The 22,200-nt window shown below is 60.4% G+C and carries 14 protein-coding genes and 1 pseudogene; 5 read left to right on the top strand and 10 right to left on the bottom strand.

Annotated elements, in window-relative coordinates:
• Positions 1 to 128: 128 nt before the first annotated feature.
• The 7 genes and pseudogenes from QEN71_RS34885 to QEN71_RS34855 all read right to left on the bottom strand — a co-directional run bounded on the left by QEN71_RS34885 (position 129) and on the right by QEN71_RS34855 (position 8,637).
• Positions 129 to 572, bottom strand: a pseudogene (locus QEN71_RS34885) (TIGR02594 family protein).
• Positions 569 to 1,252, bottom strand: coding sequence for a M15 family metallopeptidase (locus QEN71_RS34880; protein WP_233471655.1), 684 nt, complete (start codon positions 1,250 to 1,252; stop codon positions 569 to 571). Before QEN71_RS34880 ends, QEN71_RS34885 begins: the two are co-directional and overlap by 4 nt.
• 206 nt (positions 1,253 to 1,458) lie before the next feature.
• Entirely contained in the window at positions 1,459 to 4,242 is a 2,784-nt protein-coding gene (locus tag QEN71_RS34875; RefSeq protein ID WP_201647983.1) for an AAA family ATPase, read from the bottom strand.
• 164 nt (positions 4,243 to 4,406) lie between these two features.
• The gene (locus tag QEN71_RS34870; RefSeq protein ID WP_201647981.1) at positions 4,407 to 6,257 is read right to left on the bottom strand and encodes a DUF3732 domain-containing protein; all 1,851 of its coding nucleotides are present in this window, start codon (positions 6,255 to 6,257) and stop codon (positions 4,407 to 4,409) included.
• Complete coding sequence (locus QEN71_RS34865; RefSeq protein WP_201647979.1) at positions 6,254 to 6,709, bottom strand: three component ABC system middle component; 456 nt, start codon at positions 6,707 to 6,709, stop codon at positions 6,254 to 6,256. Before QEN71_RS34865 ends, QEN71_RS34870 begins: the two co-directional genes overlap by 4 nt.
• The gene (locus QEN71_RS34860) at positions 6,706 to 7,902 is read right to left on the bottom strand and encodes a hypothetical protein (RefSeq protein WP_233471654.1); all 1,197 of its coding nucleotides are present in this window, start codon (positions 7,900 to 7,902) and stop codon (positions 6,706 to 6,708) included. Before QEN71_RS34860 ends, QEN71_RS34865 begins: the two co-directional genes overlap by 4 nt.
• A gap of 183 nt (positions 7,903 to 8,085) precedes the next feature.
• Positions 8,086 to 8,637, bottom strand: coding sequence for a hypothetical protein (locus tag QEN71_RS34855; RefSeq protein WP_201647978.1), 552 nt, complete (start codon positions 8,635 to 8,637; stop codon positions 8,086 to 8,088).
• A gap of 799 nt (positions 8,638 to 9,436) precedes the next feature.
• On the opposite strand from QEN71_RS34855, the gene QEN71_RS34850 reads away from it, so the two are divergent.
• Both QEN71_RS34850 and QEN71_RS34845 read left to right on the top strand, forming a co-directional pair.
• Positions 9,437 to 10,030, top strand: a complete 594-nt coding sequence (locus QEN71_RS34850; RefSeq protein ID WP_201647976.1) for a hypothetical protein — start codon at positions 9,437 to 9,439, stop codon at positions 10,028 to 10,030.
• A gap of 60 nt (positions 10,031 to 10,090) precedes the next feature.
• Entirely contained in the window at positions 10,091 to 11,131 is a 1,041-nt protein-coding gene (locus QEN71_RS34845) for an HNH endonuclease (RefSeq protein WP_201647974.1), read from the top strand.
• A gap of 289 nt (positions 11,132 to 11,420) precedes the next feature.
• Here the strand turns inward: QEN71_RS34845 and QEN71_RS34840 are convergent, their stop codons facing one another.
• From QEN71_RS34840 to QEN71_RS34830, 3 genes are all read right to left on the bottom strand, one after another.
• Positions 11,421 to 11,942: a hypothetical protein gene (locus QEN71_RS34840; RefSeq protein WP_201647972.1), complete on the bottom strand. Its 522-nt coding sequence runs from the start codon at positions 11,940 to 11,942 to the stop codon at positions 11,421 to 11,423.
• A 180-nt stretch (positions 11,943 to 12,122) separates the two neighbouring features.
• Positions 12,123 to 14,555 carry a hypothetical protein gene (locus QEN71_RS34835; protein ID WP_201647970.1) on the bottom strand — a complete coding sequence of 811 codons (2,433 nt, stop codon included), beginning with the start codon at positions 14,553 to 14,555 and terminating at the stop codon, positions 12,123 to 12,125.
• Positions 14,556 to 14,734: 179 nt separating this feature from the next.
• Positions 14,735 to 16,462 carry a peroxidase family protein gene (locus tag QEN71_RS34830; protein WP_201647968.1) on the bottom strand — a complete coding sequence of 576 codons (1,728 nt, stop codon included), beginning with the start codon at positions 16,460 to 16,462 and terminating at the stop codon, positions 14,735 to 14,737.
• Positions 16,463 to 17,118: 656 nt separating this feature from the next.
• Between QEN71_RS34830 and QEN71_RS34825 the strand changes: the two genes are divergently transcribed.
• The 3 genes from QEN71_RS34825 to QEN71_RS34815 are packed head-to-tail and all read left to right on the top strand — an operon-like array spanning position 17,119 to position 22,156.
• Positions 17,119 to 17,583 carry a hypothetical protein gene (locus QEN71_RS34825; protein WP_201647966.1) on the top strand — a complete coding sequence of 155 codons (465 nt, stop codon included), beginning with the start codon at positions 17,119 to 17,121 and terminating at the stop codon, positions 17,581 to 17,583.
• Positions 17,583 to 19,421: an alpha-amylase family glycosyl hydrolase gene (locus QEN71_RS34820; RefSeq protein WP_201647964.1), complete on the top strand. Its 1,839-nt coding sequence runs from the start codon at positions 17,583 to 17,585 to the stop codon at positions 19,419 to 19,421. Before QEN71_RS34825 ends, QEN71_RS34820 begins: the two co-directional genes overlap by 1 nt.
• Positions 19,418 to 22,156 (top strand): L-type lectin family protein, encoded by a 2,739-nt coding sequence (locus QEN71_RS34815; RefSeq protein WP_201647963.1) that lies wholly within the window; start codon positions 19,418 to 19,420, stop codon positions 22,154 to 22,156. The genes QEN71_RS34820 and QEN71_RS34815 overlap by 4 nt, the downstream gene beginning before the upstream one ends.
• Positions 22,157 to 22,200: the final 44 nt, after the last annotated feature.

Genomic DNA, 22,200 nt, shown 5'->3' with positions numbered 1-22,200 from the left:
GCACGGAGTGTCTCTGACCTCTAAATGTCCGGCCAACGCTTCTTGCGAACCGCGCTTCCCGGCCGGTCACTGTCCGAGGCGAGCTCGACGCAGACGAACAGCCGATGGCAGGCGAACACGGAACCTCGCTACGGCCAGCGATATGCCAATACCCGATGGAGCGGATATTCAAGTTCGCGAACTTCTTCGAGCTGGTTGCCGCCGAACAGGTAGACGTTGCGGGCGTCCCGTCGGAGAAAGAGTCCAGCATGCCCCTTCCAGTCGACCGCATCATCCGCAGTCAGAAATTGCAATGCAACCGTATCCTTCCTCAAGTGGCCGGCCCCAGGTAAGCCAGGACCGGGCTAACGCAGAAGCCGTCCCCTGAATACCCGCCTGCTTCATGCACCAGTTGAGGAACGATGAACACCACGCGATCTTGTCGTCGTACCCCGCAAGTTGCGTGCAATTGTTGTATTCAGCGATTCGCGGATTGCACGCTCCCGCACCGTAACGCTTCACGCCTTTTCCCTGAATGCGACCTCCAGCGAGACGGGTGTGGGTATGGCCGCTGCCCGTACGCCTCCCATCATCCGCGTGTTCCCTCCTCCAGTTGTTCCTCTTTCACTGGACCATAGAGCGCATGCTGCTGCCCCGCAACCGCTGCCCAGTATCGATCGCCGTATGACCAGTGCCACCACTCTGACGGATAGTTGACGAAGCCCGCGCGCTCCATCGCGCCTGCCATCAGTTGCCGGTTATCTCGCGCCTGCCGGCTGATGAACTGACATGCCGTATAGCATGCACCTGACGATTCCTCGTCGGTGGCGTTCAACACGCTTCCCATGTCCAGTTCGACGCCCCCGGAGGTCGCTACTGTCAGATCAACAGCCGCACCCGTGGGATGCGCAGCGACTTCGGGTGGAGCGGCATAAAGACTTGCCAGTTCGATCAAACGATCTTCCGGTGCCGAAGGATAGTGGGCTCGAAGCTCCGACAGACGACGCTCGAAATACTCCCGTTGGAGTGAAAGCGGCCGGTACCCTTCCCTGACGAGCAGGCGTAGGCCTCCAAGCGAAAGCGATCGCGATGCACGCGTCAACCGGTCAGCTACACCTGCTCTGACTTTAAGGAAATGCCTGCTCGGGTTGGATACGACTTTGCGTGTGCGGTCCACCAGGATGAGGGCGCCGATCTCACCAAGATCGACAAAGTGTTCACCCGTCTCAACGAGTCTGGTTAATCTGACAAGAGGATCGGCAAGTGTGATCACAAGGGTGCCTACCAGGGTCGGGTGAAACCGGTCATCGGCAAGATTTCAAAGTGTCAACGATCTGCGGGCTATAGTCGAGCGGCCCGCTTTTTGTTGACGTTCCGATGTCCAGCCTGGCGCGTTCGCGAGCATCGCCCGGCGGTCGAACCCGGGTCGACGGCGAACGCGGCCTTCCCTTCCAGTTGGACGCTACATAGTGCATGCGGTCATCGAAGAAAATCCGTCAGCCGCACGGCCTCCATCTGCTCGTCATCGCGCAGGGAACTGACAAAGGGATCGGCGGTCTTCAGCACGTCCCGCGCGGCAGCCAACTGCCCCATTTTTCCCAATACATGCGCATGAAGAAAGCGCAACGGAATCACGTGACGTGACAGATCATGAACCCGCACAAGTTCGGGCAGCGTTTCGCTGACCAGTTTCAAGGCCTGCGCAAGCTCACTGCGCTCCAGGTGCTGGTACACGAGATCGATGCCGACCCGTGCGGCCGAGTCCCATGAGCCTGAGAGCTCAAAGAGACGAACGGCAAACTTCCGATAAGCGGGTTGTGCCCGCCCCAATTCTTCCAGAACCCGGGCAAGTACGTCAAAGCAGTCTGCCAGATGCCTGCAATCGGTTCCGTATTCGCCGCCTGCTCGCACCCTTGCCATATATGAATCCGGGTTCGACGTGAGTTCGACGACGTCGATCGACAGGGCGGCAAGATATTCACGCACCAGTGCATCAAGCAATCTTTCGGCGTCCTCCGGTCTCGACATCATCCAGAACGCAAGCGCCGCAGTGTACGTTAGAACCCGGCGATACGATGCCTTCTCGGGCAGCAACGCCTGCATTTTTGCGAGCATGTCCGTGACCCGGTATTCATTGCCCTGGTCAGCCCAATAGACCATGCTCTTTTGCAGGAACACGAGACGCGGACGATCCTCCTCCAGGCCGCCATCGATCAGCGCCTCCATCCGGTCCAGCAGGGGTGCTATGGCCTCCTGAGGTCCATGTTTCTGCCGGTGGTACAACAGCGCATCGAGGCAGTCAAACCGGACTTCGTCGCTCAAGGTGAGGTCACTGGCGGCTTCCTCCAGTACCGACCACACCTGCGGATATTCGGGGCCTTCGTGAAATGCTTCTTCGGTACCCAGGTCGGCCAGCGTAGCCACATCACGAAGGTCGATCAGCAGCCTGACGAACAGGGGGAAACGTTCCGTTTCCCCGTCTTCCCTGAGAGACGTCTCGACCAGTTTGACCAGGCAGGCCCTGGCATGTCGACCGGCTTCGGGTTCGTCGACCAGATGTTCGAGCGCAATCGGCCGCATCGCGTCATGCACCTTGCTGCGCTGGCTTCCATAGGCCTGCAACAGGCCGCGGGCCCGCAGCGAACGAAGTTTGCGCACAACCGTCAGCCGGTCAAGCGAGAAAGCCTCCACTACCACACCTGCAATTTCCTCGGCCGCGAGTGGGACGTCGGAGAGGCTGGCGCATGCGAGAACTTGCCTGGACGGTAAATCGAGCCCGTTAAAAACCACTGTCAGCAGTGTGCGTTGTCTCGTATCGATGCTCAGCGACTGGCCCTCGAACGCCTCGCAGAAGGCCTCCAGATCCGAGCCGTATTCGTTCCTGGCGACGGAGATGGCGCTGCGCACATAGAGCGGGAGCCCGCCAGTGAGTGCCCGGACGCGAACGGCTGTAGCCACGCTTGCCGGGCATGCTTGCGCGGCAGCTTCGTAGCCGATGGAGTCGCCCCCCCAACCCTGCAGCGTTTCTGGCTCGACGTCCAGGGCGCAACTCAGTTGGCCCAGCTCCGCGGTGGGCTGCGCCAGAAAGACCAGCCGCAAGCTCTGCCGCCCCGCGACAATCGCTCGCGCATCATCGATCTGTAACCGGTGTGCGTTATCGACCACCACCGTGTGCGACTGGTTTTGTTCCTCCAGAATTGAGCTCACCAGATGCAGTGCCTCCACGCCCGACAGCGCTTCGCCTGCAACAGCCTGCCTTCCGCGTGGGCTATCGCTGAGCCAGCGTGCAGCAAGCTCCCTTGCCAGTGAACGTGCTACGGATGAACTGGGAAGGTCCGCAATATCGAAATACGCGTGTGGCTGCGCATCGGCCAGCGCGGCCTGCGCCGCCCACGACGTTTTGCCTGCGCCAGAGAAGCCTACGATCAGCCGGACAGGTACATCGGCGGCGAGCGATGGTTCGTTATCCTGTGGCCGGTAGTCTAGTGGCGCAGCCGGGAATTCGTGGACCTGCTGCACGAACTGCCGGAGCATTCCGGCCGCGTGCGCGACTTCGATTTCGTGCCGGGCAAACTCAGCCTGGCCGGCAGCCATTCGCATCATGGTGCCTGCCAGACTTTGCACAAGTACATCGGGCGCCACCATGACAAAGGGCAACCTCTCCGCTCTTTCGACACACCAGCGGAATGCCTCTTCGTTGTCCGCCCATACCGGGGGGAGACCCGCGATTGTCTGACCCGGCAGCAGGAAGCGTACGTCCTTCGGGAATTCGCCAGCAGCGACGCGCCTGCCCAGCTTCGGTCCTGGATCCCGGTTCAGGGCCAGCACGAACTCCGGTCGCCCTGGCCTGCCTCCGGGAACGTGAAGAGCGCGGTACTGTTCAAATCGATCCAGAGCTGATCCGATGTCGGAAAACTGTATGAGGTCCGAGCGCGACTTGACTTGCACATAGACGTAGCGACCGCCGAATTCCAGCTCGAGATCCTCGTCCGCCTCCACCCGCATGCGCGTCCAGCCCATCTGATCAGCCGCGAGCAGACATGCCACGCAATAGAGGTGCTGGTAAAGAAAGCCGTTATGCGTTGCCTCGATCCGGCGCAGCTGGGCCCTGTCGACTACGTCTATCGTTTCTGTTGTGAATTGATCCTGGGCCATGCCTGTGAATGTCGGGGTGTCCATCGGTGAGAGGTGCCGCGCCATCTGGCGACGGCCTGTACAGTCCGGCTGATGATCCCCAGAAGCGTCGCGGGAGTCCGGCGGCATCAGCGTCCGCCTTGAACGTGCGCACTCGCCTGAGCCGCTTCACCGGGAGTTTCATGCCAACTCATAAGGCGAATCCGGAGTGGTCCATTGAAGCTGCAGTTGGCGCCGGTCGCATCCGCAGCGAACAGTCTGGCGCCACTCATCGGTCTGACCACCCCGAACGATCAGTCCCTGGCGGGCGCAGCGGGGCCGCTGAGGATCAGTCCATAACCCTCGCGCAGCTCGCGATCAACCAGATGGAATCGCTCCAGCCCGAGGCCGGTCCAATGTGTCTCTTCGATGTGTTCCAGCACGATTATCTGAAAGCCACCGTGCGCGTCCATTTCCTGGACGAAACCGTTGAGTTCCCTTAGCACGACGTCCAGGCTCAGGATATCGTCGGTCGGCTTCCCGTCGGTCCAGTACGGCGTGCTGGGCTGGTCCAGCACCAGAAACGATGGCATCCAGGGCACGCGTTGAAGTCGGGCGATTTCGTGCAGTGCCAGAAAATAGGCGACGTGCAGGTAGAGATAGTTCGACGCGCTGCCGATGTCCGGCATTTTCTCCGTCTGCGAGAGATCCGGGGAGTACAAGGTGAGCAAGCGGTCCCGCTCGCCAAAATGCGCGGAAAAGCCCTCGTAACCCTTGAGCTTCAGACGCGTTAACCGCGCATTGATGCGCCGGTTGAGTTCCTCCTTCGTGTGGGCGGTCTTCTGTCGGTTAGCATCGACCGCTGCCTGCAGTTCACGGATCGGCGCATCGAGGTCGTCCTCGACGACTGGCTGGCGCAGGTCGTCGCTTCTGGCATAGAGCTCAAGCTTCGACTCGAGCCGGCCAAGATACCGATGATAGCTCTGCGGACTCTGGCGCATCGCCTGACTGTTCTGTAAATCCGCCTGTGTGGCGCGCAGATCGACGATGCGCTTCTCGTTCTCATCGATCAGCGTTTGCACCTCCTTGAGGAACGGGAACGTGTCGCGGCTGCGGATGGCCTGCTGGATTTCGTCCAGTTCCATCCTGAGGCGCGACACCACCTGGTGGGCCAGGAAAGAAGGAAACACCTGCTCCGGGTCCGCGTCGAACAGGCTGGCCGGTTTCAGCGCATCGGCCATGTTGCGCAGCGCTCCCTTATGGTGGTCTCCGCTTTCTACGAAAGCCATCAGGCGGCGGTTCTTCGCGCGCAGTTCAAAAATCTCGGCTTCGATCCGGTCCGCCGCCTCGATCTGTGCCGGCAGGATGTCGGCGGCGTCAAGGGCCAGCCGCAGTGCCGTAACCTGTTCCGTGGGCTTGTCCGGGAAGCTGTCGATCAGGCCGAACGTCGTCGCGTCCCGCCCGAGCTGCCCAAGCTCGTCGGAGAACGCGTGGGCTGTCTTGTCATAAACCTGCTGCTTTCTCGCCTGCGCAGCCTTCTTGCGCTCGAGTTCAGTCAGTTGACTGCGCGCGAGCGCCGTCTTGACGTTCTCTGCACCGATGGCCATGCGAAAGGTCCGCTCGATCCCCTCCTGGTATCGTCCGTCACCCGGACGGATGTACAGATAATCCGGTGCGATGATCGTCGTCTGATCCTGATAGCAATGCGCCAGGAAGTTGCGAAACGACACCTTCTGGTTCGCCTGGATGAACTTGCCACCGTAGGGAACCCTCAACTCGGGATCGATCCCGAAAGCCTTGTTGAGAACCCGCTTGAGGTTGTCGATGCGGATATTGGGCGACGGCCGCTCCGGGATGATTCCATCCTCACTGAAGTAGGCGCGCTCGCTGTCCTGTTGCGACTCCGAGGGACGCGCGATGACCAGTTCCTTGCCGTCGATGCTCAGCCTTACGCCGTACCAGTCGACCTTCGAGTCGATATTGGTCTTCGATATGCCCTTGGTTTCGCTGGCCAGCAGGCAATAATCGATAATGAAGAGGATGGACGATTTGCCCTTGCCGGCGTCCCCCGTAATGACGTTGACGTGGTTGTGCCGGAATTCGAGATTCCTCAGCTGCTGGTCTTTTTGCCACAGGAGAATGTTTGATATCTGAATGTTGCTCACAGCGCAATCCGGAAGGTTTGATAGAGATCAACGGCGGGTTCACGCAGTAGCGTGGCGAGATGCGGACCGGCGCCCATGATATCGCTGGCGGTCTTGCCGATGCGTGCCGGCCTGCTATCGTCGAAAATGACTTTCTCGAGCACAACGTCACCGTCGACCAGTTGCGCCATGCCCATCTCGCAGGCAAGCAGGATAGTGTTCAGTGAGGTCAGAGACAGATCGCTGAAGCGTGTGCCGACCGCGGTGAAGGCTTCAGGGCGCGACAGGATCAGATCCTTGCTGCTCACCACGACGCTGCGCCGGTTCTTGAGCGTGCCGCGAATACTCCCGTCGAACAGCAGAGGCAGGACGAGGAACGCCTTGGAAAGTGGCAGTCGCCTGTCCGGTGCGTGCTGCAGCGCCGTCTGCAGCGCAACGGTACCGAGCAGCTCGTTAGTGGTCAGGGCATTCATGGTTTGAATTTCGCTTCCCAATCCTTCACCCAGCCGATTCTCGGCTGATCTGACAGGCTGATGAATTTGCCCCGGCTCATAGCGATCGGCAGCGCATTCTGGTTGGCAGTCAGCGGTTCCTTGATGGTCTGTTTGTAGCAGGCATAGGCCGCCTTGCGATGTGCAGCCTCATCGGCGTGCGCCTCGTGGTGGGTATCACGGTGGATCTCTGTCCAGATGCTGTGCGCACTGTTTTCCAGCCGGAGGTTTTCGATTTGCCCAAAAAGCCCCCGCTCCCGCAATTCCTCGATGAAGTCTTCGGCGACCTTCATCTCAATGCCTCGATCGATGATTTCGTCGCGTGTGACTTCAAGCTCGGCGAGCTGCGCCTGGAACCTGCTGTTCAAAAACGACAGGTCTTGCGGACGAAGATATGCATAATGGCGATCCACAAACTCCTCAAAGTTCGCTTCGTCAGCCCTCGCGGCCGCAAGGATCAGCGCAAACCCCATTCTGTTGCGGAAATCTTCGAAGGAAACGTTGACCTTTTCTTTCGCACAGATGGTCTTGAACTTGTACTCCTTGAAGGCTCCGATCAAGGCGTGGCGGGCCGCTGGAAGCCGGCTGGGCGGCACCGAGAAGTAGGTCAGCAGCGTGTCGATACGCGCAAGGATTCCGCTGTTGTCCGCATGGAACTCGAAGCGTTCAAAAAGAAAGCGCAGGTCGATATCGGATGCCTGCGCCAGCGTCCTGGCGTGGCTTGCGATCGGATTAGGCGATGCATCGGGGGCTTTCTTCGCGTCGGTAGCAGCGATGTCATCGTGCGTCTCACGGATATGTGTGATGATCGCCTCGATGTCTTTCCCGGGCGCCTTGAGCAGACTGACAAGTTTCTGGCTGTTCAGCGCCTTGTTCGTATAAAGCCGAAAGCCGACCTCGCGGTGCCGCGGCAATTCGTGTAACGCTTTAAGCCAGTTGGCGAGCGTTTTCCACAGGTCAGAGTCGCGGTCCGTAACGTTGCCGCCGCACAGGCTATGCTTGACCTGATACAGGAGAACCTTGCTGGTTATTGTCTCGAGGTGGATATCGTCAAAGACTTCGAGCCCGAGTGATTCGCCAGGCTTGAGTTCCAGGAGCTTTTCGATAAACACCAGATCCTGGAATTCAAAGCCGAGCGATGTCTTGTCTGCCGCAACTGCCTCTAGTTGGCCCATGATTGTTATATCGTTGTACCCGATTTTAATGAACGGCGCCCACGCAGCGAATGCAGGCACCATGTCACGCGCCTGGTCATAACGCCCGAATCGACGCGCAACTATGCCAGACGACGGTGTGTGACGCGCTACGGCTGGGGCCGGCCGGTCGGCCCGGAAGCGCAATGACCCGGGCGCGGGCCTCTAGGGCGCAGCTTTCTTCGCCAGCACGAGGTAATGTGACCGGCCACTCATCTCTTCGGAGTATTCGAGAAGGAGATCGCCAATCGGGATCTGCATGTCCGCGAATCCTTTGATGACGCCACCGTCCCTGACTGTGCGGTCCAGATCCGTGACTGATCCCAGACTGTAGTAGTTGATCCCGTAGGCCGGTGCGTCGCACATGACGGATGCGTATGACCGCCCCCTCACGACGTAGCCGCGACACTTCCTTCCGGCGCGCAATGCGGCAGAACCGGAGGACGCGTCCATCATCGTCACGTCCGGACCGTAGGCGCCTGCCGATTTCCGGACTACCACGCTCGTGAAGTGACGATCGTTCCGACGGCTGTCGACTACTTCATAAGTGCCCACCAATGCGTCTGTCGCAGCGTGCAGATCGGACTTCTGCTGTTCGGCGGTACGGGTGTCATGCACGCTCACACAACCGGCCAGAAGACAGGCTGCGCATACGACAGTTGGATAACGAAGAGTCATGATATTCATTGCGTGGCTGGCTGGCGTCAGCGCGTTCATTCTGGATCCCGTCTCGCGCCTTGCCCTGGTTGTTGAAAGTTGAAACGCTGCGACCGGCAGCACACACAGAAGTCAGTTCGAAATATTCCTCAGGACCCGGGGAAAGCTCAAACGTTCCCGACAGTGGCTCGCATGTTAATCGCCGACGCCCTTCTATCCGGAACTCAGGCTCGCAAGAGCCGGAGCGAGGACGGCCTCCGGCTTGCCTGATTGCAACGCCCGCGAGTCGCCCCATGCCGTCTGCTGCTCGAGAAGCAGATGTAGCGGTCCGCACCTTCGAAATCCGGGCCAGCGACCGAAACGTTCCCTTCGATGTAGTCGCTACCGGAAAGGACGCCGGCTAGTCGCGCGGCCGGCCATGATGCCCGCGCACTCGCTTACGCGTTATCGGCACCAATGTAGACAAGCTTTAACCCGGCAAGCCTGGCGGCCAGCGCTCCCTGATACAGAACTACCCGGTGCACACACGCGGAAGGAGGCACGCCTTGTTTTCAGTAATCCTGGCGCGACATCCAACAGCGACTCGTGGCCGCGCCCAATCTCAAACGCTGCAATCGACGCGCACCCGTAGCAGCCTGGAGGCCGGCAGACACCGCGCAACCCCGGGCTCAAGTAGCTGCGTTGCGACGAGCGTTGAAAGTCCGAAGCTCGCGGTCGGCGATCAGATCTGGAACGACATTCAAGGCGACCGGACTTTTGCCGTTATTTCAGGAAGATGATCACCGGTCGCTGTTCCCGTGTTCGCGGGCCGCGTGGGCGCACAGCAACGCGAAAACTGACCCTACAGGACAATGCATCAATGGCGCGACGAGCTAAGCTGGCGGATCACCTGATTCAGGCGTGGCGGCGAACTGTGCAAACTGACTACTGCAATGGCCATATCAATTCTGAGCGCAGTCTTCAGGCTCTGCTCGTCGCGAACCTCAGAGCGGCATTCGAGGAAGCCCGTTCTGCGCGGAGGATATTTGTCGAGCCCACCGTACAGTTGCCCAAAGGACGCCTCATCAGACCGGACGTGGTGATATGCAATGCACGGGAAGCAATCTGCTTTCTCGAATTGAAGTATGTACCGCGCGGCAGGCCCTGTACGGCAAAAGATATGCAAAGCATATCGTCAATCGCCCGCGCCGAAGGCATTACCGTCAAGCTTGATCGATATCGTGGTCCCGATCTGCCGTCGATGTCGTTCAACGTATCGAAAACAGCCCTTTTTGCGTGGGCGGCCATCCACAGCGGAGACACGGTCCCTTCCGGGATGTGGACGACAGAGCCCGCTTTTAATGGCCATGTTTTCCTCGAGATGCATGCCGCGACGATCCATGGTCAAAATCCCAGCGAGCAATACCACACGAATGCTGGTCGAGTGAAATACAGTGAGTCCGTTGCCGCCTGACGGGTGCGTTTCAGGGACTCGTCCTGAGTCCCGGTCTGGCTAACGGAAAGAGAGGATTTTATGGCTATCCCAGTGAGTCTGCTGACAGTTGAAAACGTCAGGAAGGCCGCCGCAATCTGGCGGCGCGAATCTGGTTACGGCCGCTTCGGCAACGGACAACGCTACGAAGTTAAAGTCGGTCGCGCACTGTACCCGGTCAAGGCGATCGCCGCTATCGCGCTTAAGCTGGCCGGCCATCCCCCTCTAACACCCGACGATTTTCCCAGTCGCAAAAACGGGACCTTGCATAACGCGTTCGAGAAACTCGGATTCACAATCCATGACATGGGCGAGCAGAATCGCGAATTACCCGAGCCCTGCCCCATTACCGTCGCCGGGTTGCTTGAAATCATCACCGGACTCGGCGCCGATATAGTGATCACAAAAAACAAAAAGCATCAGTCTGAGTCGAACTTTCGCATTGACGCGTCCAACCCGAATCAGTGGCTCGACGGCAACTGGACAGGACTACCCGTCCAGATCGAACCCGACGAGGCCTTCGTGCTGCACTGGGTCGTTCACAAATCACTGGTTTGCATCGGTTGCTACCGCGGCACCATACCTGCAGCGACGGGCGGAAATTGCCTCATTCTGGACAAAGCGCACTTCTACTTCATTACTGACATAAAGGGCAACTCGGGCGCCCACGAGACACTCCGCGGCATCCTGAAGCAGAACGGCCCTGTCACCTACTCGTACTTTCGGCCGATGGCTGATTCAACACCGAAGGGAACACCAGAGCAGCGTTTTCGCATCGCTCAGGCGCGGCTGGAACAGCCTGCGTTTCATAGGGCCGTGATGGCGCACTACGGCAACCGGTGTGTCGTCAGCAAGTGCACAACGGCCGATCTGCTGGATGCGGCACATCTGCCTGGCCGCGATTGGCGCAAAGGGCATAACAAGGCCTCAGACGGGATTGCCTTGCGGGTCGACCTGCATCGCGCGCTGGACCGCAAGCTGATCAAGCTCGATAAGGATCATCAGCTTATCTGGGTCAGTCCGAGTCTTAACGGCCTGTACGACGAGTATCTCTTCACGGCCAGGCGTGCCAAACGCGCGTGAGGCGGATCGCATCCGACACCTGAACGTCGAAGCGACCGCCTCAGCAGTGGGCAGGATCGACGTAGCGACACGACAACGAAGGGAATTTCCCAGCTTCGGGCGACCACAGCAACCCGCAGTCCATCAGGCGATTGCGCGGGCCGCACGCTTGTCATGTCGGACGGCTTCCATGCGAGCCGAGATGCACACGGCCAGCTTCGTCGGAAAACCAGCCACTTACCTCAACACGCATACGCCCCTCCCAGTCCGAAGATCCAGGCCAGATTCAAACGGAAGATAAAGCGATAGCCTACCCCTCGGGCGAACTACGCTCGTGTTCATCCAGATGCGCGTTCAAGCGATCCTCGAATTGACGCCTGGCGAATCTGAACGCTTCCTCGACGTCTCCGTGAGCAATCGCATTGTGTCGAACAAATTCCGGAGTGCATCTGTTCGTCGCGATGGCTTGCAGCACATTGTTGTAATAGTGATAAAAAGCGCCGATGGGAGGGAGTGCCCCATGCTGACCCCGTCCCTCCGCCTGCTTCAACTTGTCCGCAAAGTCCCGGTCGGCCAGCTCTACCGCAAGGCGGGTAAGATTGCGTCGGCTTTCGAACCATTCTCTTATCCACGCGCTGCCGAAACCCGCAAGCGCGCCGATCGCTGCGCCCGCAAGCGCAGCCGTTCCGGCGCCGACATCGCCCCCGATTGCCTTGATCGGGTGTGACGGGGTGGCGCACTCCCCTGCGAAAATATGAGCGCAGAACGACATGCAGTAGATCGCGAGTAATGTCCTTACCAGATGCGCAATGACAGCTTTCCAGTACGCCATGTCCACACCTCCTGGGTCACACGCAAGTCGTGATCTGCGATAGCTGGATGTCCGATCATCAACAAGCGACACCTGGCACCGCCTGCTGCGTCACGCGACAATTCACAGCCCGCTACACGAACTGGCCGTTCGCTGTGACCGTCCCGATGCGGCTACCGATCAAAGGCTGATGTGCGCCGGTCATTGCGTGGTCGACCTCACGCGACAGTTGCGAATTCCTGCGAGGTCGCAAACCTGTTGAACCGTGATGTCCGACGATCGCCTGAGCATGACAGAGGACGCGGAACTCGTGTACCAGCCAAGTGGCGCAAGCTGGGCGTTCCTGACTTCGTCGCAATGCGGGTCATCGGCCGTCACGACGCCATAAACCTTCTCGAGATCAAACTGCACCGGGTGCAGACATGCCTGCGACGCTTCACCAGGCGCGCAAAGGCCTATCTGCCTGGACAACCGCACAACCCCATCCAGCGCATGTGCCGAGCGCGCACTGAGCAACGCCAGGAGCGACGTGGGCACGTGGGACGGCGCCGGCTGTTTGTGCCGGCACACGCGTGTCACGTAAGGGTCATCCGCGGCCTCCGGCGGATTGCCGTTAATGTCCAGCATGACTTTCGGCGCACTGCCGGTGTCCCATAAACGTGATTCATCAAGCAGCGTCTGCGCGCCCGAATTGTCGGCGTAGCCTCCATCGACCAGCCGGCGGGGAAGAACCTTTTCTCGCTGGTAGTCAGGGGGAAATGCGCCCGCGGGCGAGATCACGGGAAAACGTGCGCTATCGAGGACGGCCTCGCCAACGGTCACCCCGGACCATTCCAAGGCCGTCACGTTTCCGCCACTTGTGCTTTCAGCGTTGGGCGAGAAATTCGAAAACCAGCGCCGCGCGCCCGAATCCGCATCGGTCGTATTGAAGTACACGCGGGGAGGCGGCAATATGGCGCCACCCAGCTGCCCCAGGCGCACCGCGAGCGTGACGCGCGGCGCGTAAGCCTTGTCTCCCCTTACGGGCGGCGCGTTCTTCAGCGCGCCGACGAGCGCGTCGTTCCAGCTGTCAAGCATCGCCATGCCCCGCTGCGGTGGAACCAGCGGCAACAGGTCCACACTCAGCATTCTCGCAATGGACGGCGAGAGATGGTCCTGCACCAGTGCTTCCGTCACCACGTCAGTAAGCGGTGTGCTGAGGGGATGCGCATCGCTTCCGGCAACGCATCCCTCCCAGAGCCTGAGCGGTTTGAGTTCCTGACGCGCGGCCAGATAGACCGCAATGCCCAGGCTGCCACCTGATACGCCGCTCATCGCCTGGATGTGCTCGCCAAACTCGCCGCATGAAGCATCGTCGGCAAGCGCCAGCACCTGCGCGGTGAAGATCGCGGCTCGCAGACCGCCACCGTACGCATTCACGATGATGCGTGGTCCCGGCGTCACAGTGCCGTTTCCGGCGATGGCTGGCGCATCGCGTGGATCGAGTGTTTCCTTCCCAAGCGGTTCGCGGCCGAAGTAGCTTGCGATCAGAAACAGGATGATTGCGACAAGTGAGGTGAACCCGGGCACCGCGCGCGAGATCCACCGCAGAACGAGTTGTATGCCGCAAAAGAAAAAGACAGCGGCGGCGAGAAACAGCATCACCGTCGCTGCCGATCCGATCCCCCGGATAATCACGGTCGGACCCGCGGCGAGGCCAGCGAGCGCGGCGAATCCAAGCACAACGAACGCCACAACCTGAACGATGACCTCGGTGAAGTGCAGGCCGTCGTCCGCCTGGGGCAAGTCCCATGAGAACAGGTACCTGACCAGCGCGCGTCGCGTGACCAGCAGATAGAGCAGCACGCCCGGGAGAAGCGCCCATACTGCGCAAAGCAGGGCAACCGGCCACGCACTGCTGGATCTGACTAATGCGAATGACGCACAGGCATACACTGCGAAGCCCGTGATCACCTGCGCGATGGATCCAAACCTGAAGAAGGACTGCCTCTCCCCTCGCCTGTCCGGCCGCGCTGCGCGATGCCTCAAAAGCCTCAACAGACCCACCGTCGCTAGCAGCGGCCCACCGAGGATGACTATCACCAGCAGGACGCCGGCGCTTGCGCGCCACTGCGGCTCAAGATGCGCAAATGCCAGTGCGCCTGCAGTTGTCGCGAGCGTCCCCACCCCATACGCTCGAGGCATCCACCTGATCGCTTTCCTCACGCGCACGTCGTCACGGGGAATCTTCTGCGCCTCCCCAAGCTCCGCCTGTCGCGTTCCGAAGTGGTGGACTTCCCACGCCATTGGCATGCCGAGCCACGCCTCCACCGTGCACAGAAGCCGTGCGCAATACCAGACGGCGAGTGAAACCAGGATCGAACTGACCAGGTATGACGCCAGACCCGTCCAGTTCCATACGATCAGCGCATCCTGCGCGACATATTCCGCCAGCCCGATGAGCACGTCCTGACTCTGGGGCACGAGATAAAAGAGCACGGCCAGCGCGAGGATGCACAGCGTAGGAATAAGCGCGCGCCTCAGGGCGAGAAAGACCCAGGGCATGATCCATGCGATGGCGCGGCTCACCGGACCGTAGTCGATACCAGACGGCTTTGCGTCGGACTCCTCTTTTCTTCTGTTCAGCGTGGCCACGATGCCCTCGTCAACATAGCCGGTCCGGGCGCGCGCGATCGCTCACCCTGTCGATTTATTGCGCGACCGTAGCGCCTGCAGAGACCCCTGCGAATGCAGGCGTCCCTGCTCAGGTTCCACGATCTGATCGCGCGTCCGGACAGCACGTCAGTTTTCCTTACACGCGCGCCATCCGTGGCTCACTTCGCGTTCAGAAAGCTCATCGTGCCGCCCGTCGTCCAGTGGATAAGCTGATACATGTCGGTAATCGGCTCGCCCGGCGCGAAGCCGCTACGCGCCGCTTCGTCAGCCGGCGTCCAGGTGCTGTCCTGATAAAGATACGAACTGTGATCGTTCAGCGCGATGCCGACAATGACCTCCGAAACGATGCGCCCACCCACCGGTCCGAGATGATGACCACCCAGTGTGTCTGTGATTTCGCCAGACTGCGCGCTCGCCCGTGTCAGTTCCGCCTCTTTCAGCACGTAGTACCAGAGCGGCGCGCGATACGCGAATGGGTTCGTCTTCGAATCTTTCAGCGTCTCACTGTTGATATCGCCCCAGAGTTTGTCCTCCGGCAACACGGGCAACTCGAGCGCGCGCGCAACGTTTTGCCCGGACGGAAGTTCAAAGGCGCTTCCGCGCAGCAGGTTGCGGTAAGCGAGAACGGGAATGCCGTCCGGCTCGTTACCGCTCTTCGCAACCGTAGGCGGAAGCATCGCGAGCGGGTCGACGAGCTTCGTGTCGATCCGGTAGCCGGGTTGCGTCACATGATCCTGCGCCTGGGGCTTGACCTGGCGCTTTCCATCTTCGACGAGTTCGGTTGGCAGCACGCCCTTCGCGAAGAACATGTTCCAGTCGATCTCCCAGTTCGGCGGCAGCGGCGCAAAACCGTGCAGGTTGGTGGCAGGCGTAGTGCCGTCGGAAGAGAACAGCGGGATGCGATGAAACGCTTTCGAGAAGGATTTCGCAGGATCGCCGCCCACCGTGCTGTCGTTCGGGCGCAAGGCATAGCTCGGCCGTATCATCGAATGCCCGAAGCGGAACGCCGCGACAGAAAATTCCACGGGCATGTAGGCCTGGCCATTCTTGGGACGATAGAACTTCAGATGCGGATGCGGCGGATGCGTAGCCGATGCGTTGACGCCCTGAAACACTTCATGCCACGTTTTATCGCCGACGATTCGCCTCAGATAATCGTTGAGGACGATGTACTGATAGTGCCATCGCACGATGCGCTGCGCCTCGACAAAGCACGCATGGTGATCGGCTGCCAGTTGCGGGCGCACCTGTTCAAGCGTATCGATCACACGGTTATGAAAGTTGAGAAAAACCGCCTGCAACTGACAGATGATCGCGTTCTCGTCATTGCGCGGGTCTCCAATCAGGGCGCGTCCGTCGATATTGCGCTGAAGTTCTCCCGGTCGGTCAGCACTGCCATCAGGTGTGCGGCCGAGCCTGAAGCGAATGCCACCGCCGCTTTCTGGCGAATCCTGATAGAGATAGGGCTGGTCGTCGGGCCCACGTCCATAGAGTGAATCCAGATCAAAGCGCGGTGTTCTGAAGTCGTCGAGTCCATCCGGGTCATTCTGCTTTTGTAATGAGCTGTTTGGATCGAAGGTCAGATCATGATCGATGAACTGACCAAAGTATGTGTAGCCCGCAGGAATAAACGGATTTTCGTCATCGGGCTCCGGCGAGCCGAAGACGGTGTCGAGCAGATCACCCGCATGCTCGCCTACCTGAGGAAATGGCTGGATCACATCGGGGCCTTCAGCCGGCGGCTTGTGATCTGCCGGTATTTCAATGTCCGGCGGAACGTCGACATCGGGCCCGATGATCACGGCCGTTTCCGCCTGAATCATGCTCTTGGCAAGAAGCGTCAGGTCGCCTTTCGAATAGGTCTCGCCCGGCAGCCATCGAAACATGCGGCCAAATCGCCCACCGCTGATACTCGACCGGCTGACGTTACTCAGCCCTCTGATACCACCATGAATGCCAGCCATATGCCCTCCAGATTGTGACGGGTGACGCCATCACCCGATTTGAAAAAGCGCTTTCGTTAGCACAGAAATTTTTTCGTGACGAATAGAAGTCCGCCGCCCCGTGGCGGGCGTCTCATTGTCAATTGGCGTGAGAAGAAGTTATTTAATTCGTTGCTTATCGACTGCGCCTCGTGCTTTCTGGTTTTGATTTTTACTGGCGGCCGACAAGAAGGATGAAAGTCGATAAACGCAAAGATGTAAACCCGAATTTGCGAATGCCAGTGTGATCGAACGCACACAATGAAACCGGCGGAGTACTTTTCCGTTATTCGGATCGAAGGGTACGACGGGAGGTAAGCAGGCTTATTGCGCGTTCAAGGATCTGGCGTTTCGCCCGTTGCACCTGTCTTGTCCGTTCCGCCCATTGCTTCATTGACTTCGCGGTGGGAATTGCCTTTACTGAAGCGGTCAATTGCATGCGAGGCACGAACCCCCGTGCTCTCGCGACAGCCGGTCGCTCCACACTCCACCCGTGTGTTCCAGCAGTCCGGCTCCTGTGAAATTCCCCCTGATACAGCGAACAGTTCGAGAGGTCAGTCATGACTATCCTGGGACCTACTTTCGCGCTCGAAGCCCTGCAATATGGCTGGGACAGTCTCTTTGCCGGCGCCGTGCTCGGTTTTGCGATTTCTCGCTGGCGGGGCCGACTCGCCATGGCGGTACTGTTTGGCGTCTGTGATGGCGGCGCGACGCTACTCGGCGACGTCGTGTCCCATCGCGCAATCGATATGCCGGACGCCGCCCCTTTCATATTCCTGTTCATTGTGCTCGCGCTCGCGATCCGTGGCCGGCGCAACTGGTTGTGGATGTCGCCCCTGCTGTTTTCCGTCGACAACTTCTTTTCGATGGCGCCGCCCGGCGATGTGCCATGGCTGACCTGCTCAAGTGCATTCCTCGCCTGGACTGGCCTTTCATTGAGTGGACTGCTCATGCGCACAGGCCGGGCGCTGTACCTGTCACGTTCGTGTGATGTCAACGCTGACCGGAAAGCGGAGCGAGCCTGATGCTGCCACGCATCCTCCTGCAAGGCTTCTACAAACGCGGCAAGTTCGTTGCCGTCCCCGCCCCATCCGATCCTCACGATCCGCGCGATTCGCCGTGGTGGTGGGATCACCTGGCGGATAACGCAGCAGATCTGGCGCACGCGGGCGTGACATCCGTCTGGCTTCCCCCTGTCACGAAGGCCCTGCAAGGTAGCGAGGCCGCAGCGCTCGGCTATAGCGTTTTCGATGACTACGATATCGGATCCAAAGAGCAGATGGGCACGGTCCACACGCGATACGGCACACGGGAACAACTGACACGTCTCGCGGCGATCCTGCGGGCAAACGGCCTCGACATCGTGCTCGATCTGCAACTGAACCATCGCAAGGGCGGCACGGGCCCGGACGGGCTGACATTCGGGTATCGCGACGCTTTTGGCAACAAAAGCGGTGGACGTTTCCAGAAAAACGCCACGTGCTTTCACTCGCGCTATCCGGCTGATCCCGTTCCCCCCGGCTTTCATCCCGACATACCGCAGGATCCCGCCGTACCGGATGGCATCGGTGAATTGCAGATCGGCTCCAAAGTGTTCTTCGGTCCGGACCTCGCGCACATCAACGCGCGACCTGAAGGCTATGTGTCGAACGGACTGATCGCAGCCGTGAACTGGGTGACCCGCGCCCTCGACGCACAGGCCTACCGCCTGGATCATGTTCAGGGCGTCTCTGCCGTTTTCCTGCGCGCGCTGCTCAACGCCGAAGGCGCGGCGGGCAAGTTCGCCGTGGGCGAGTACTGGGACGGCGATGCGGAAAAAATCAACGACTGGATCACTGCCGGACACTGGATGGCCAGTCGTTGCAGCGCATTCGACTTCCCGCTCTACTTCACGCTGCTCGGCATGTCCCACGACCCGAACTTCGACATGGCCTCGCTCGATCATGCGGGACTGGCCGGCATCAATCCCTTTCACGCCGTGACGTTTGTCGAAAATCACGACACCGAGTCACGCCGCGATCTCGTTGCCCACAACATCCAGCCCGATGAGAAGCCGCTTGCGTATGCGTACATCCTGACATCCGAAGGGTTGCCGTGCGTATTCTTCAAGGACTTCAGCAGGGCACCCGGATGCCTCGGCGACCGGCTCCGGCCGGTGCTCGTCAACCTGATGTGGATCCACCAGAACATCGCGGAAGGCCCCGCCGAACAGCGCTGGAAGGACCGCGAGGTCTTCGTCTTCGAGCGCACTGGTGGGGCTCGCCTGCTGGTTGGTCTCAACCGTCACAGGACACGCACCCGGCATCTGGACAATGTCGTCACGGGCTTCGGCCCGGAACAGGCGCTGCACGATTACACCGGCCATTCGCCCGATATCCGCACCGACCAGCAGGGCCGCGTGCAACTCACGATTCCGGCAAACGATCGTGGCCTGGGCTATGTGTGTTATTCGGTTCCAGGCATCGGCGAACGTGAGCCGCCCGAGGGGCAGGACGCGCAACAGGTCTTCGAGGGCGCGGCAGATCTCGATATCCCCTGCGCCCAGGCGGGCAAGACCATCGACATCGCACGCATCTATTGCGCGCCGTGCTCCGCCGTGCACGCTTCCCTGCAGTTTGATCCGCGCGACTGGATGCCGGGCACGGCGCTCACGCTCACCCTCGTCGCACCGGACGGCGCACATGTCGCGTCGCGGACCTTCTCCCGCACCGACGCGGGTATGGCCATCGATGCGACAGCGACCGTAACGGGCTTCCATCGCTGGCGCATTCACGCGGACGATCCGCGTGCGGGCTTCACCGCGTCGTTCAGCCTTGCGACACGGTATCGCGCGCCGACGACACTCCAGGATCCGGACAAATGAACGTACTGACACAGCGCAATGACCCGGGACGCACGGGTGTGAACGCCAGCGAGACGCACCTGAATCCGGGCAACGTCAATCTGAATTCCTTCGGGCTTGTCCGGAAGGTGACACTGGGCCATGGCGCGATTTACGCGCAGCCGCTTTATGTTGGCAAGCTGAAATTCCCCGACGGTCACGAGCACGATACCGTGTTCGTCGCAACCATGGGCAATGTCGTCATCGCCATCGATGCCAATACGGGAGCCTCGCTCGCCGAAGCGCACTTCCCGGAACACCCGCCCGTCGATTCGCATCGCTGGTTTAGCGACAGGTACCAGGATATCGTCGGCTCGGACGCCGAGCATCCCACCATTGGCATATTGGGCACGCCTGTGATTGATCTGGCGCGGCATGAACTCTATCTCGTTCTCTTTACCGTCGATCCCGGCCAGGCCGAAAACCGGGGCGCCTCCGACGACCAGCGCGCTGACGCATTCCGGTTCATCCTTTACGCGCTCGATCTGACCACGCTGCAAAAGAAACGCAACACGGTGATCGGCGGATCGGTCTCCGGAACGGGCTACGCTTCGTCGAAGCGTCCCGCAGCCGACGACGCATTGCGCGGCAAGGTGGTACAGCGTGGCGGCAATGTGTTCGTCACCACCAGGCTCGGTGTTCTCCATCCCCATGCAGCCGTCGACACACTGTCGCTCACGGACGCGACCGGGATCAACACGCCGGATCCGCGCGTTCGTTTCATCGCGTTGAACCTGCTTCAGCGCCCCGCCCTGTTACTGGCGGACGGGACAATCTGGATCGCATTTGGATCGCGAGGCGACAACAATCCGTGGCATGGGTGGATCTTCGCGTATCGCGCGGAGGATCTCGCACGCATCGATCTGCTGTGCACGACGCCCAACGGCGCGCAGGGTGGCATCTGGCAGGCCGGACAGGGCTTGCTGGGAGATGGAAACGGCCATGTCTACGCGGCTACGGGCAATGGCGACTCCGGTCAGGTCGACCATCGCCCGGGCACACCAAACATGGGCGAGAGCTTCGTTAAGGTGCGCCTGAACAAAGGACGTATCGAAGTCGCTGGCTGGTACAACGCATTCAACGATCTCGACTACAGTCCCGGGAAGAACACGGGCGATGAGCAGGATGCGGAGGAGATCGATGCGAAAGATGATGACCTTGGCGCGTCAGCACCTGTGTTGCTTCCGGACGGGCGCATCGCCGGCGGCGGCAAGGATGGCTACTTTTATCTGATTGACGCGACCCAGCTCGTCGGCGACGCCGCGGCCCGGCAGGTCGCGCCCAAGGCCGATAACGTCGTATTGCAGTACTTCCTCGCCTCCTACAACTTCGGCCGCGGAACACACGGCGTCGCACCCAACGTCAACCCCGGCCAGAACCAGGCGGACAGTACGCACCATATCCACGGCGCGCCCCTGGTCTGGCATGGCGATTCCGAGCACACGCTCGTGTACGTCTGGGGCGAGAACGACGTGGCGCGCGCCTACCGCTATGCGCTGCGTCCCACGGGGCAACCGCTCGGCGGCGGCTTCGTCGATCAGGGTTCCATCGCCGTCGCACCGCTTGTGACGGCCGACTGGCGACGCGTGCTTCCGAAGCATGGTGTAGAAGCAGCGCGAAGCATGACCCTCGCATCGAACGAATGTCCGGGCCGCGATGGCATGCCAGGCGGCTTCCTGTCACTCTCCTGGAGTGGGAAGGACCGGTCCAGCGCCATTCTCTGGGGCCTGTTTCCGCCGTTCAAGAACGGCAATCACTATCGGGTCGATGGCGAACTCATTGCGTTCGACGCCTCGAACTTCGATCCGCAGAAGAAGTTCTCGCGGATGAATTCAATCTGGCGCAGCCGCCAGGATCCGGCAGGCGCCTTCACGCTACCCAAGTTCTGCTGCCCGACGATTGCCGATGGCAAGGTGTTCGTGCCGGCGGGAGACGGCGCATCGCTTCTGATCTATGGCTTAAGGCAACAGGGTGGCGGCTATGAACTGTCACCTGGTGCAGGAACGCCAGGCTTCGGCGGGAACAACGGCCTGACCTTCAACGGCGCCGCCCGGGTGAGCGCGCAAAAGACGATCCAGTTGACGGACAACGCGGTGGCGACCAACCCGCAGCACGACAACGATAGTGTCCCACGCGTGTTCGTGCCCACGTTTCACAGCGGCAGCGTCTTTAGCACACAACGGGTTGACATCACGAATCTGGCGACCCGCTTCACGATCTGCCTCAAGGGCATCGACGTGACCAACATGGCGGACGGTCTCACCTTCACCGTGCAGACGGCCGGCGCGCGCGCGCTGGGCAGCGCCGGTAGCGGACTCGGGTATGCGCAAGATCCGTTTGACACGACGCAAACCACGGCGAGCATTGCACCGAGCCTTGCTGTGGCGTTCAACGTGGTGGACAACAGCATGAGCATCTGGCGCGATGGCGTGAAAAACAACCTGTGGACGCATGACCTTGGCAGCGATCACATTGCGCTTAACAGCGGTCACAGGTTGCGCGTCAGTGTCGTCTTCTCACACGCAGCACACACACTGGTACTCACCGTGGACGACCAGGATGCGCCCAACGTCAGGAGCGGTCCGTTGACGATCAACGACATCGACCTCGACGCCTTCCTGAAACCCGGCAACCCGCCGCTTGCACATATCGGCTTCACCGGGGGAACGGGCGGAAAAAGCGCGGCGCAATTCGTTCTGGACTGGACCGTGCCCTGAGACCCGGCTTCTCGCCAGGGTTCACTGCGGTGGACACCGACGTG

The organism is Paraburkholderia sabiae (assembly GCF_030412785.1).
GTDB lineage: Bacteria > Pseudomonadota > Gammaproteobacteria > Burkholderiales > Burkholderiaceae > Paraburkholderia > Paraburkholderia sabiae.
This window is presented reverse-complemented; position numbering and strand designations above follow the sequence as displayed.